11 protein-coding genes are annotated in these 11471 nt (G+C 55.8%); 3 read left to right on the top strand and 8 right to left on the bottom strand.

Going from position 1 to position 11471, the window contains the following annotated elements:
- Window positions 1–64 precede the first annotated feature (64 nt).
- The gene (gene cysQ, locus H7R56_RS22065) at window positions 65–811 is read left to right on the top strand and encodes a 3'(2'),5'-bisphosphate nucleotidase CysQ (protein ID WP_106927525.1); all 747 of its coding nucleotides are present in this window, start codon (window positions 65–67) and stop codon (window positions 809–811) included.
- Here cysQ and H7R56_RS22060 read toward each other — a convergent pair.
- On the bottom strand, window positions 808–1362 hold the full coding sequence (locus tag H7R56_RS22060; protein WP_106927527.1) for a YtfJ family protein: 555 nt from the start codon (window positions 1360–1362) through the stop codon (window positions 808–810). The two genes, cysQ and H7R56_RS22060, sit on opposite strands and share 4 nt — an antisense overlap.
- A 323-nt stretch (window positions 1363–1685) precedes the next feature.
- Here H7R56_RS22060 and H7R56_RS22055 point away from each other — a divergent pair, with 323 nt between their 5' ends.
- Window positions 1686–1892 carry a DUF1107 domain-containing protein gene (locus tag H7R56_RS22055; protein ID WP_064546918.1) on the top strand — a complete coding sequence of 69 codons (207 nt, stop codon included), beginning with the start codon at window positions 1686–1688 and terminating at the stop codon, window positions 1890–1892.
- An 89-nt stretch (window positions 1893–1981) separates the two neighbouring features.
- Here H7R56_RS22055 and H7R56_RS22050 read toward each other — a convergent pair whose 3' ends face one another.
- From H7R56_RS22050 to H7R56_RS22025, 6 genes are all read right to left on the bottom strand, one after another.
- The gene (locus H7R56_RS22050) at window positions 1982–3325 is read right to left on the bottom strand and encodes a polyamine export protein PaeA (protein WP_106927529.1); all 1344 of its coding nucleotides are present in this window, start codon (window positions 3323–3325) and stop codon (window positions 1982–1984) included.
- A 143-nt stretch (window positions 3326–3468) separates the two neighbouring features.
- On the bottom strand, window positions 3469–5013 hold the full coding sequence (locus H7R56_RS22045) for an MFS transporter (RefSeq protein WP_182928419.1): 1545 nt from the start codon (window positions 5011–5013) through the stop codon (window positions 3469–3471).
- 88 nt (window positions 5014–5101) lie between these two features.
- Complete coding sequence (locus H7R56_RS22040) at window positions 5102–6124, bottom strand: Gfo/Idh/MocA family protein (protein ID WP_106927533.1); 1023 nt, start codon at window positions 6122–6124, stop codon at window positions 5102–5104.
- Between the two features lie 12 nt (window positions 6125–6136).
- On the bottom strand, window positions 6137–7204 hold the full coding sequence (locus tag H7R56_RS22035; RefSeq protein ID WP_182928418.1) for a Gfo/Idh/MocA family protein: 1068 nt from the start codon (window positions 7202–7204) through the stop codon (window positions 6137–6139).
- A 2-nt stretch (window positions 7205–7206) separates the two neighbouring features.
- Window positions 7207–8385 (bottom strand): Gfo/Idh/MocA family protein, encoded by a 1179-nt coding sequence (locus H7R56_RS22030; RefSeq protein WP_106927537.1) that lies wholly within the window; start codon window positions 8383–8385, stop codon window positions 7207–7209.
- Between the two features lie 19 nt (window positions 8386–8404).
- Window positions 8405–9559, bottom strand: coding sequence for a Gfo/Idh/MocA family protein (locus H7R56_RS22025; RefSeq protein ID WP_106927539.1), 1155 nt, complete (start codon window positions 9557–9559; stop codon window positions 8405–8407).
- A 189-nt stretch (window positions 9560–9748) separates the two neighbouring features.
- Between H7R56_RS22025 and H7R56_RS22020 the strand changes: the two genes are divergently transcribed.
- A complete protein-coding gene (locus H7R56_RS22020; RefSeq protein WP_106927622.1) occupies window positions 9749–10807 on the top strand; it encodes a LacI family DNA-binding transcriptional regulator in 1059 nt (352 codons plus the stop codon).
- On the opposite strand, the gene msrA is transcribed toward H7R56_RS22020, so the two are convergent.
- Entirely contained in the window at window positions 10804–11448 is a 645-nt protein-coding gene (gene msrA / locus H7R56_RS22015; RefSeq protein ID WP_106927541.1) for a peptide-methionine (S)-S-oxide reductase MsrA, read from the bottom strand. The genes H7R56_RS22020 and msrA overlap by 4 nt on opposite strands.
- Window positions 11449–11471 lie beyond the last annotated feature (23 nt).

The raw sequence follows: 11471 nt of genomic DNA, 5'->3' as shown, positions 1-11471 counted from the left end.
GCGCGGCAATACGATATAAATAAAACAATAAGTTAACACCACTGTAATTTTAACGAGGTGGAAAATGTTAGAACAAGTCTGTCAACTTGCGCGCGACGCGGGTGATGCCATCATGGATGTGTACGATGGCAAGCAGCCGTTAGACGTCGCCAGCAAGAAAGATGACTCACCGGTGACTGCGGCCGATATCGCCGCACACCACGTGATTGTTAAAGGCCTGAAGGCGATGACGCCGGACGTGCCGATCCTCTCAGAAGAAGATCCGCCGGGCTGGGATGTCCGCCAGCACTGGCAGCGCTATTGGCTGGTTGACCCGCTGGACGGCACTAAAGAGTTCATTAAGCGCAACGGTGAATTTACCGTTAACATCGCGCTGATTGAGAACGGCAAAGCGGTGATGGGCGTCGTGTTCGCACCGGTGCTGAAGGTCATGTATAGCGCGGCCAACGGCAAAGCGTGGAAAGAAGAATGCGGCGTGCGCAAGCCGATTCAGGTTCGCGATGCAAACCCGCCGAAGGTGGTTGTGAGCCGCTCTCACTATGCGAATGATGATGAACTCAAAGAGTATCTGCAGCAGCTTGGCGAGCATGATACGGCTGCGATTGGTTCGTCGCTGAAGTTCTGTCTGGTGGCGGAAGGCGAAGCGCAGCTTTATCCGCGCTTCGGGCCGACCAATATCTGGGACACCGCAGCAGGGCACGCGGTCGCGGTCGCCGCCGGCGCGCACGTGAACGACTGGCAGGGTAAAACGCTGGATTACACCCCGCGCGAGTCGTTCCTCAACCCCGGTTTCCGCGTCTCGATTTTTTAATTCAGCAGCTTATGCAGCAGGGCAATCACCTGCTGCACTTCTGCGGCCGTCAGCGCGCCGTCTTTTGCCCACTGTACTCGGCCATCTTTATCCAGCACGGCGATGGCCGAACTGCCTTCATCCAGCTGCCAGGCTTTCCGCACCACGCCGTCGCTATCGACGATAAACTGTGACCATGGGAACAGCTTTTTATTACTTTCGATGCTGCTGCGGACAAACATTGATGAGCCGGGAATGGCATCGTCAGTATTCACAATTGTGGTGGTCTGGTAGCGGTCATGCGGCAGGTTGGCCGCTTTAATCGCCTCAATCAGCGACGCATTTTTCTCTTTTGCGGAGGAACGTCCGGCAATATGTTGCACTACCCGCACTTTGCCAGGCAGCTGCGCGCTATTCCAGCTTTTATAGCTAAACTTATCATTATCGAGAATGAGTTCCCCGCGATCGGCCACGCCGACAGGCGCAACACGTTGTCCGTTTGTGAAATTATGTGCGGCAGCCATTAACGGCATTAACAGGCATGAAACCGCCAGTAGCGTACGTAGAGTCATGGTTTTTCCTTTTTTTATGCAGGTGATCCGACCACTTGGCCGATAGTTTTAATCATAAGTGCGATTGATGAAGTTTTCCCGCAAAGACGGTGCCAGTTTGTGGAGGAACGCACACAATCTTATGAAAATGAAGCCTTATACTGTCTTCGTCGTATAGCTGAAAAGAAAATTCTGAATTAATGTAATAAAAAGGTAAATTAGGACCGCTACGATAGGGGGCCTCTGTTGTTATGGACTATAGTTAACGAGTACTTCACTTTGCGCCCCGGAGCGTTGAAGCCAAATGTGGATCAACTAGGGCGTAGTACTCGCAGGAGATTAGAATGAAAATTTTCCAACGCTACAACCCGCTTCAGGTTGCGAAGTATGTTAAAACCCTGTTTCGTGGACGGTTGTATATCAAGGACGTTGGCGCTTTTGAATTTGATAAGGGTAAAATTCTTATCCCAAAAGTCAGAGACATCCAGCACCTTTCTGTGATGTCTGAAGTAAACCGTCACGTACTGCGTCTCCAGACCGAAATGGCGTAACGCAGGCACCACGCGGTAGAATTAAAAACGGCTCCCTATGGGAGCCGTTGATGTTTTCAGGCCCGGCATCTGCCGGCGCCCACGCTAGTTCAGGCCGCACCCTGGCCGCTTTCGACAATATCCGACTGCTTCGGAACCAGTACCGTTGGCTTGTTATCAATGCGCGTGACCAGCAGCTGGTCGATGCGGTAGTTATCAATATCCACCACCTCGAACTTGTAGCCGGAGAACTTCACGGCATCGGTGCGTTTCGGGATTTTACGCAGCATAAACATCATGAAACCGCCGATGGTTTCGTAGTTATCCGACTGCGGGAAATCGTCGATATCCAGCACGCGCATCACGTCGTCGATCGGCGTGCCGCCGTCAATAAGCCATGAGTTCTCATCGCGTGCGACGATCTGCTCTTCCAGGCCCTGGCCGACCAGGTCGCCCATCAGCGTGGTCATTACGTCGTTAAGGGTGATGATCCCCACGACCAGCGCATATTCGTTCATGATAACCGCGAAGTCTTCACCGGCGGTTTTAAAGCTTTCAAGCGCTTCAGACAGCGTCAGCGTGTCCGGCACGATCAGCGTATTGCGGATCTGCACGCCGCTGTTCAGCGCCATGCTTTGGTTCGCCAGCACGCGGTTCAGCAGGTCTTTGGAGTCAACGTAGCCGATGATGTGATCGATATCTTCGTTACACACCAGGAACTTGGAGTGCGGGTGTTCGGCAACCTTGTTTTTCAGGCTTTGCTCATCTTCGTGCAGATCGAACCAGATGACGTTTTCACGCGGCGTCATGGACGACGGCACGGTACGTGATTCCAGCTCAAACACGTTTTCAATCAGCTCGTGCTCTTGCTTACGCAGCACGCCCGCCAGCGCGCCGGCTTCTACCACTGCGTAGATATCGTCGGAGGTGATGTCGTCTTTACGCACCATCGGCAGCTTAAAGATGCGGAAGATGATGTTGGCCATACCGTTGAAGAACCACACCAGCGGCCGGAAGACCAGCAGGCAGAAGCGCATCGGGTTGATGATACGCAGTGCCACCACTTCAGGCGCAATCATACCGATGCGTTTCGGAGTTAAGTCCGCAAACAGAATAAATAGACCGGTCACCAGCGAGAAGGAGAGGATGAAGCTCAGCTGCTCGGAGAGTTCCGGCGACATGTAGTTAGAGAACAGCGAGTGGAACGCCGGAGAGAACGCCGCGTCGCCGACGATACCGCCAAGAATGGCGACCGCGTTCAGACCAATTTGCACCACGGTGAAAAACATCCCCGGGTTTTCCTGCATTTTGAGCACGCGTTGGGCGTTGATGTTGCCTTCATCGGCAAGCAGTTTCAGTTTGATTTTGCGCGATGCGGCAAGTGAAATCTCAGATATTGAGAAGAACGCACTGACGGCGATCAGGCAAAGTATGATGAATATACTGTTTAACATATTTTATCTAACCCGTGGGGCCAGATCCTCGGAAGGGAAGTTGATAAATCCGTGTGAAATACACATTGAAAACCGGCCCGAAGGAGATGGGCCGGCAATTTCAGAGGTTAGTATAGCGTAAGGGACTGTAAAGCTGCCAGAGGTTAACCGTTAGTCGGTTGCGGGTGGGTTTTTAGGTGCCCTTTCGCGTCGGCATCCCATACTCGGTTGTAGGTATAGCCGGTTAGCGCATGAATGACTTCACGGGTTTCCGCATCGCAGTCTTCCGCATGGCCGCCGAGCTTGCGGCGCGCCACTTCTTTGATCAGGATGCTATGCGTTTTCTGCGTCAGCTTAAAGCGATAGGTCATGTAAAAACTGACGGCCAGCAGCCCGGCGGTGGCGAACACCATAAGGCCGATAATGGCGTGCAGCGCGCTGGCGGGCTGCGTACCGCCGCCTTTCACAAAACCGCTCTCTTCCAGCACGATGCCAATCAGCATAATGGCTAGTGCAACCGTGCTTTTACGGGTTAAGACCATCACCCCGGCGAAAATCCCTTCGCGGCGCTGACGGGTGGCCAGTTCATCAACGTCGGGGATGAAGCTGTAGATATTCCATGGAATATAATACAGCCCGGCTTTTGCCAGCCCCAGCAGGATGAACACCGCAGAGAACAGCAGCATGGGTACCTGAAGATGGCCGATATAGACGGTAAACAGAAACGCCAGAACGAGTAGAATGCTGCTGTAGGAAAGCCGCAGCGCGCCGGAAGGGGTGAGATTAAATTTGTTCATCAGCATCATGAAGCCGAAGGTGCCGGGGATAGAGACAAAAGCGGCAATGCTTAATAGCCCGGAAACCATTTCCGCATCACGGTGCAGCGCATAAACAACGTAATAGGTAAATACTGAACCAAATACGTCCATGGCGGTAAAAGAACAAATATAAATTAAAATATGCTGGCGAAATATCCTTATTTTGAAAGAGGAAATAAGATCAATAACCAGGTACTTTAAATGATTTAAAAGACCGCGGCTGCGTTGATTATCCGGTTGAAATTCATATTCTTCGCGTACGTCTTTGGCTTCCCAGGTGCAGGCCCAGGTTGCTAATACCGCAACACAGTAAATGACTGCGAAAACGAGGCCAGTCAGGGTGTAGGTGAAGGCATTATCCTTACCGGTATATTGCATAATAATGCCGGGAACCGACACGGCCAGAAAGCCGCCGAGCGAGGAGCACATCATTCGCACGCCGGACAGTCGCGTGCGTTCGCTGAACCGGTTGGTCATCTCAGCGGCCAGCGTCTCCCAGGGTACCAGCACCATGGCGGACAGCAACTCAATAGAAAGATAGGTACCCAGATAGTACCAATAGTTCATATCGGTCATCCAGACGAGGGCATAGAGGAACATCAGCGGTGAGCCGATCAGCAGGAAGAAACGGCGGCGGCCAAATTTACGACCAAGCCAGGTATTGCCGAAATTATCCGTGATGTAGCCCATTACTGGACTTAAAATAGCATCAATAATACGCGCAATGGCAAATATTGAGCCGGCCTCTAATACGCTTAAGCCACAATACGTAGTGTAAAAAAATAAAAGCCATGTTCCTATAACGGCAAAGGCGCCGCCGCCAAATAAATCGGTCACGCCGTAGCCAATGGCCGTGCCATAGCCAACGCGACGCTCGGTTGGTTTCACCATGATATTATTATTCCTGTACTGGTAGGGTGTCAGTGCAGAGTGACCCCTGCACCTTATAATATTGACAGCAGGAAAAATCGAATGACGATCACTCGGTGATATTCACCCATTTCCTCAATAGTGACGATTGGTAAATGGCATTAACCATCTGTAATGATTTTGCCGCTTCGCGAATATCGCAGAAGGTGGCGGAGGCGGCGTTGTCGAGCGCCTGGTAGAAATGCTGTATCGCCTGCTGGTGGCCAATCCCCCAGTAGCTTTTGCCGATACCGTCCGGCGAGGCATCGCTGGCGATCAGCGTGCGCGTATCGCCGCAGACTTGCCACAGCGCGTTGTCAGTCAGGCGCAGCATACCGTGCTCGAACTCCAGCTCCAGCAGCAGCGGTGAGTCGCTGGTGTGGCAGTTACTGGCGTAAAACAGCCCGCGCGCGCCGTTGTTAAAGCACAGCGTCACCATCGCGCTGTCTTCCGTTTCTATTTCATCGGCCAGCAGAGTGCTGTCGACCACGCCCTTCAGGCACCGCACGCCTGTACCAAACCACTGCATCAGGTCTAGTGTATGGATGGCCTGGTTAATCAGCAGACTACCGCCTTCGGTGGCAAAACTGCCGCGCCACGGGCTGGCGGCGTAGTAGTTGCCGGAACGTGACCAGGTGAGCACTGCTTTTATTGCGCGCAGGTTGCCAAGTCGTCCTTCCTCAACGCAGCGTTGAATCGCCAGGCTCGTGGGGTTAAGGCGGTTCTGATAACAGACGCCCACGTGGCGTTGGGCCATCGCGGCGGCGGCCTGAATGTCGGCCACCTCCTGCGGGTTCATCACCACTGGCTTTTCGCAGAATACCTGTTTCCCAGCCGCGAGTGCGGCAAGGATCATCGGCTTATGCAGATAATGCGGCGTGCAGATGTGTACCACGTCAATGGCGGCATCCAGCAGCATTTCATGATAGTCCTGATAAAACTGACAGCCATAGTCGGCCGCCAGCCGGCTCCCTTTTTCACTATCAATATCGACTACCGCTCGCAGCACCGCGCCCGGTACGTGGCGCAGCGCATCCACGTGACAGGTGTGGATAGCGCCACAGCCAATAATCGCTGCATGACGTGTTTTCATCGCCGCCTCCTGTTATTCCACCGCGTTCGCCAGCATTTGCGCTTTCACGCACAGCTCGGCCGCTTTAAACGTGTGCGCCTGGGTCATGGCATTCTCCGTACGGTGCAGACAGTCCTGAATCAGCTGACCGAAGTAGGGGAAGCCCACCTGTCCGGCCACCGGGTAGCGGAACTCGCCTTCTCTGTTGACCAGGTACACCACGTCCTGCTCGCCGCGGGTGATGTCGACGTATTTGCGGATTTCGATGTAGCCCTCGGTGCCGAGCAGCGTCAGACGGCCATCTCCCCAGCTGGAAAGGCCGTCTGGCGTAAACCAGTCGCAGCGGAAGTAGCCGGTTGCGCCGTTGTCGCCCGCCAGCATCGCGTCGCCGAAGTCTTCAAACTGCGGGTACTGCGGATGGTTGACGTTACGCACCTGGCTGGCAACGATACGCGCATCGCTGTTGCCGGTGTAAAACAGAAATTGTTCAATCTGGTGGCTGCCGATATCGCAGAGGATGCCGCCGAAGAATTCCTTTTCGTAGAACCAGTCCGGGCGGCCTTCCCCCTCGCGATGCGGGCCGACGCCGAGCGTTTGCATCACCCGGCCAATCGCGCCCTGCTGCACCAGTTGCCCGGCAAACACCGCGCTCTCGACGTGCAGACGCTCGCTGTAATAGACCGCATATTTCCGCCCGGTCTCCGCCACTTTGCGTTTAGCGGCTTCCAGCTGGGCGAGGGTGGTTAACGATGCTTTGTCGGTAAAGTAGTCTTTCCCGGCGTCCATCACCTTTAGCCCCAGCGCGCAGCGCTCGGACGGTACGGCGGCACCGGCAACCAGCTGCACGCTGCTGTCGTTGAGAAGGATCTCCAGCGTCGGCGCAATCTGCGCCTGCGGGTACTGCTGAACAAATTTATCAACTTTCGCGGGGTCGGGATCATAAACCCACTTGAGCGTGGCGCCAGCTTCAATCAGCCCGTTACACATGCCGTAGATATGGCCATGGTCCAGCGCGGCGGCGGCAATAATAAACTCGCCTTCGCCGACGACCGGCTGCGGTTTGCCCACCGGGGCGTAGTTCATACCGTCTTTGATGCTCATGTTTATGCTCCTTTGTCCAAATCTTTACCCAGCGGGATTGCGCCCACCTCAGAGAAATTTTCCACCGACGCGCCTTTTTCATAGAAATGAGGGGCGAGGGAAACCAGGCCTCCGGTTTTATACCAGGGCTCATCCGGGCTGACGGGCAGCGTCACCACCCGCCCGGTTATTGAGGATTGATAAATGGCGGTAATCAGCTCCAGCGAACGCTTGCCCTGCACGCCGTCAATCAGCGGTTCGCCGCATTGCTCAACGGCATTGAGCAGGTCGTTAATCTGCCCGGTATGCAGCGTGTACTTGAGCTTTGGCGTATTGCGGAACAGCGCATCCAGCCGGGCTTCGCGTGCATCGTCGTGCTGTTCTTGCGGGAAGCCGTTATCGGCGGAAACGCTGGCCCACACGTCCCAGGGCGCCGAGACGCGCGCTTTATCGCCCTGAATAACGATTTTCTGATCTTCGCCGTGATGCACCACCGAGGCGGTCAGCTGCGTCAGCGCACCGCTGTCGTAGCGGAAAATCGCGGCGGAAAGATCTTCCACTTCGGCGTTGTCGTGGGCGACGTTGGTCATCATCGCCACCACTTCTTTCGGGAAGCCGAGCATCCACTGAATAGCATCGATATGGTGTACCGCATGGTTGAGGGTGCAGCCGCCGCCCTCTTTTTCCCACGTGCCGCGCCACCACAGGTCGTAGTAGCAGTGGCCGCGCCACCAGAACGAGTCCACCTGCGCGTGGCAGATTTTCCCCAGCTCGCCCGAATCCACCACCTGCTTTAAGCGCCAGAAGGCGTCGGTAAAGCGGTTCTGGGCAATAATGGAGAGTATTTTGCCGCTGGCGCGCTGGGCGGCGATCATCGCGTCGCACTCCTCCAGCGACGCCGCCATTGGCTTTTCACACAGCACGTGTTTCCCGGCGCTGAGGGCATCAATACTGATTTCCGCGTGCACATACGGTGGGGTGCAAACGTCAACAATGTCCACTTCAATACCGGACGCCAGCATTTCCTGATGGCTGCTGAAGACGCGAGCGTCGCTCAGCCCGTAACGCGTCTTTTTCTCGTGTGCTTTTTCCGGGTAAATATCGACCAGCGCAACAATCCGGCAGCGGTCAGCAAATGCTTGATATCCCTGAATATGGTTGTGTGAGATGTTCCCGGTTCCCACAATCGCAATGCGTAGCATGTCGTTTTCCTCTTGCGCGTTACCAGGTGCCTGAGGCATCAAGCGTTTTGCTTTCGACCTGCTTGTCGACGGAGCCCGCGATGCGCTCATCAAGCAGTTGTTTAAACCGTGCTTCGTCGAACGGCAGGTCAACCCAGCCGTCGGTCCAGGTCGACAGATGCATCGCGTTGGAGAGCGTCAGACCGTGAATACCGTCGGTACCCGGTGCCAGCAGCGGCGTACCGTGCAGCACCGCGGCGGCAAAGTTGGCGGTGATAACGTGGTGATCGCTGCACTCCGGCGCCACAGGGATAGTGACTTCCCAGCACTCCGGCTCGCCGAAGCCGTTTTCCCAGCGCGCGTTAAAGGTGGTTTCCGATTCACGCAGCCGCCAGAAGCGCAGCTTGCCGTCTTCCACCACCACTTTGCCGCGATCGCCAGCGATCTCCAGGCGGTTGGTGCCCGGCGCTTCGGCGGTGGTGGTAATGAAGACCCCGGTGGCGCCGTTGGCGTATTCGGCGTAGGCGGTCACTTCGTTTTCGACTTCAATATCGCGATGCTTGCCGAACTGGCAGAACGCGCGCATGCGCACCGGCATACCGACCAGCCACTGCCATAAATCGAGCTGGTGGGGGTCCTGGTTGAGCAGCACGCCGCCGCCTTCGCCTCTCCAGGTGGCGCGCCAGCCGCCGGAGTTGTAGTAGCTCTGCGAGCGATACCAGTTGGTGATGATCCAGTTGGAACGACGCAGTTCACCGAGTTCGCCGCTGTCTATCAGGTCTTTGACCTTCTGGTATAGCGGGTTCGGGCGCTGGTTGAACATCATGCCGAACACCACGTTGCAGCCGCGGGCAAATTCGTTCATTTCGCGCACCTGCGCGGTGTAAACGCCCGCGGGTTTTTCGCACAGCGTGTGAATGCCGTTGCGCATGGCCAGCATCGACAGCCCCGGGTGGTCGTAGTGCGGCGTGGAGACAATCACTGCATCAATCAGGCCGCTTTTCAGCATCGCTTCGGCGTCGCTGAACAGCGTGACGTCCTCGCCGACCAGCGTGCGAATCGCCGGATGCTTGCTGAGGTTGTTGTCGCACACTGCCGTCAGGCAGGCCTCTTTCACCGTACCTGCCAGCAGGTAGCGGGCGTGAACGGTCCCGATGTTACCCACGCCGATAATGCCAAAACGCACCTTATCCATGTTGCACCTTACGTGATAGGAATGACTGAAATCTGAAAATAGGGAAGGCGGTGAAGGCCGACAAACGGAATTTGTGAGAATGCTCGCAGGTAGAAAAGGAATATGCGCGGAGAACTGAAAATCGGTTTTAAAATCAGTGAACTGCATCTGCAAAAATTTGCAAAATATGATTGCGAGCGAGGTCACACAATGGCAGGCAAGCTAAAAATGGATGAAATAGCCGCCCGTACCGGCTACTCCATCAGCACCGTTTCCCGGGTGCTCAGCGGCAAATCCTACACCAGCGACAAGGCACGAGAGTCTATCGTCCAGTGTGCTCGCCAGCTTGGCGTGCTCGATTCGCTGGCAAACGGTCGTCTGCTGATTAACGGCATAGCGGTGTTTGCGCCAGAGCGTACTTTCCAGGGCCGGGGCGATACGTTTTATCTGGAAGTGACGAAAGGCATCGCTGAGGCCAGCGCGCCGCATGACGTCTGGATCAGCCACTGTGCGCTGGAAGAGCAGCACGCCGATGTGAAGCTGTTCCTCGAAAAAGCCGGCCAGAAGAATATCAACGCGGTGGTGATTATTGGTACGGACGACCCGACGATCCTTAAGCTCGCCAGCACGCTGAATAAGCCGTGCGTGCTGATTAACTCTATCGATCGAGAAATGGCGCTGGACTGCGTTTCTCCCGATCATCGGGCTATCGGTTTTACCTCGATGCGCTACCTCTTCGAACAGGGGCATCGGCGCGTCTTGACCATGACCTGCCTGCGGCGGGAAACCCTCTATGCCCGATTGGACGGTATTAAGGAGGCGTACCGCTATTACCATGTACCGTTCAATCCTCAGCATGACTTATTGGTCACCGAATGGTTCACGGCAGAAGAGGCGGAGCGGGCGCTGGACGCCTGGCTGAAGGCGCACGATCGTGCGCTGTGGCCGGATGTGATCTTTCCGAACAGCACCAGCATGACTGAGGGGGTGATAAATGCTTTGCAACGCCACGGCCTGCGCGTTCCGCAGGATATCTCACTGATTACCACCGATTTTACGTGGAATCTGCAAAACAGCCTGTCGACGCCGGTGACCGGCATTCGCGTGCCGTGCCGCGATTTGGGCATCGAAGCCGTGCATCTGCTGCAAACGCGGCTCAACCGGCCACAGTCGCCGGTCTACAACCTTTTATTGCAGGGGAAAGTCATGGACTTTGGTACCGTGGCGAACGCCACGCGGCATGCGGCGCGCGTGGCGCTGGACGGTTAGCCCTGGAGCTGAGGCGGCAGACACACGCCAATGCCGCCGATGCCGCAGTAGCCGTACGGGTTTTTGTGCAGATACTGCTGGTGCTCATCTTCCGCATAATAGAATGTTTTCGCGGCGGCAATTTCGGTCGTGATGTCCCGCGCGTCGCCCGCGCTGCGCATAGCGTCCTGGAACTGCTGCAGGCTAGCGTGCGCTTCCCGATCCTGCTCCGGCGTTAGCGGGTAGATGGCCGAGCGGTACTGGGTGCCGTGGTCATTGCCCTGGCGCATTCCCTGAGCCGGGTCGTGGTTTTCCCAGAATACTTTTAGCAGTTCGCCGTAGCTGACTACCGCGGGGTCGTATACCACGCGTACCGCTTCGGCGTGCCCGGTTTGGCCGCTGCATACTTCCCGGTAGGTCGGGTTTGGCGTGTAGCCGCCGGTATAGCCCGCTGCGGTGCTGTAAACGCCGGGTAGCTGCCAGTACAAGCGCTCAACGCCCCAGAAGCAGCCCATCGCGAACAGCGCGACCTCCATACCTTCCGGTACGTGGGTCATTGAGTGTTCCGTCACAACATTGAGCGTAGCGACCGGCATGGGTGTATTTCTTCCGGGTAGTGCATCCGATTGAGATACAATATTTTTTTTGTCAAACAAGCTCATGAGGATGGCCTCCGGGGAACAGT

The sequence above is a fragment of the Klebsiella sp. WP3-W18-ESBL-02 genome, from assembly GCF_014168815.1.
GTDB lineage: Bacteria > Pseudomonadota > Gammaproteobacteria > Enterobacterales > Enterobacteriaceae > Kluyvera > Kluyvera ascorbata_B.
Note: the sequence above shows the minus strand (reverse complement) of the source record. Positions and strands in the feature narration are given on the sequence as shown.

Excerpts from the sequence above, each read along its gene's own strand:
- H7R56_RS22060 (WP_106927527.1), bottom strand. The coding sequence starts at position 1,362 with ATGACTCTACGTACGCTACTGGCGGTTTCATGCCTGTTAATGCCGTTA.
- H7R56_RS22050 (WP_106927529.1), bottom strand. The coding sequence starts at position 3,325 with ATGTTAAACAGTATATTCATCATACTTTGCCTGATCGCCGTCAGTGCG.
- H7R56_RS22040 (WP_106927533.1), bottom strand. The coding sequence starts at position 6,124 with ATGAAAACACGTCATGCAGCGATTATTGGCTGTGGCGCTATCCACACC.
- cysQ (WP_106927525.1), top strand. The coding sequence starts at position 65 with ATGTTAGAACAAGTCTGTCAACTTGCGCGCGACGCGGGTGATGCCATC.
- msrA (WP_106927541.1), bottom strand. The coding sequence starts at position 11,448 with ATGAGCTTGTTTGACAAAAAAAATATTGTATCTCAATCGGATGCACTA.
- H7R56_RS22025 (WP_106927539.1), bottom strand. The coding sequence starts at position 9,559 with ATGGATAAGGTGCGTTTTGGCATTATCGGCGTGGGTAACATCGGGACC.
- H7R56_RS22035 (WP_182928418.1), bottom strand. The coding sequence starts at position 7,204 with ATGAGCATCAAAGACGGTATGAACTACGCCCCGGTGGGCAAACCGCAG.
- H7R56_RS22055 (WP_064546918.1), top strand. The coding sequence starts at position 1,686 with ATGAAAATTTTCCAACGCTACAACCCGCTTCAGGTTGCGAAGTATGTT.
- H7R56_RS22045 (WP_182928419.1), bottom strand. The coding sequence starts at position 5,013 with ATGGTGAAACCAACCGAGCGTCGCGTTGGCTATGGCACGGCCATTGGC.
- H7R56_RS22020 (WP_106927622.1), top strand. The coding sequence starts at position 9,749 with ATGGCAGGCAAGCTAAAAATGGATGAAATAGCCGCCCGTACCGGCTAC.
- H7R56_RS22030 (WP_106927537.1), bottom strand. The coding sequence starts at position 8,385 with ATGCTACGCATTGCGATTGTGGGAACCGGGAACATCTCACACAACCAT.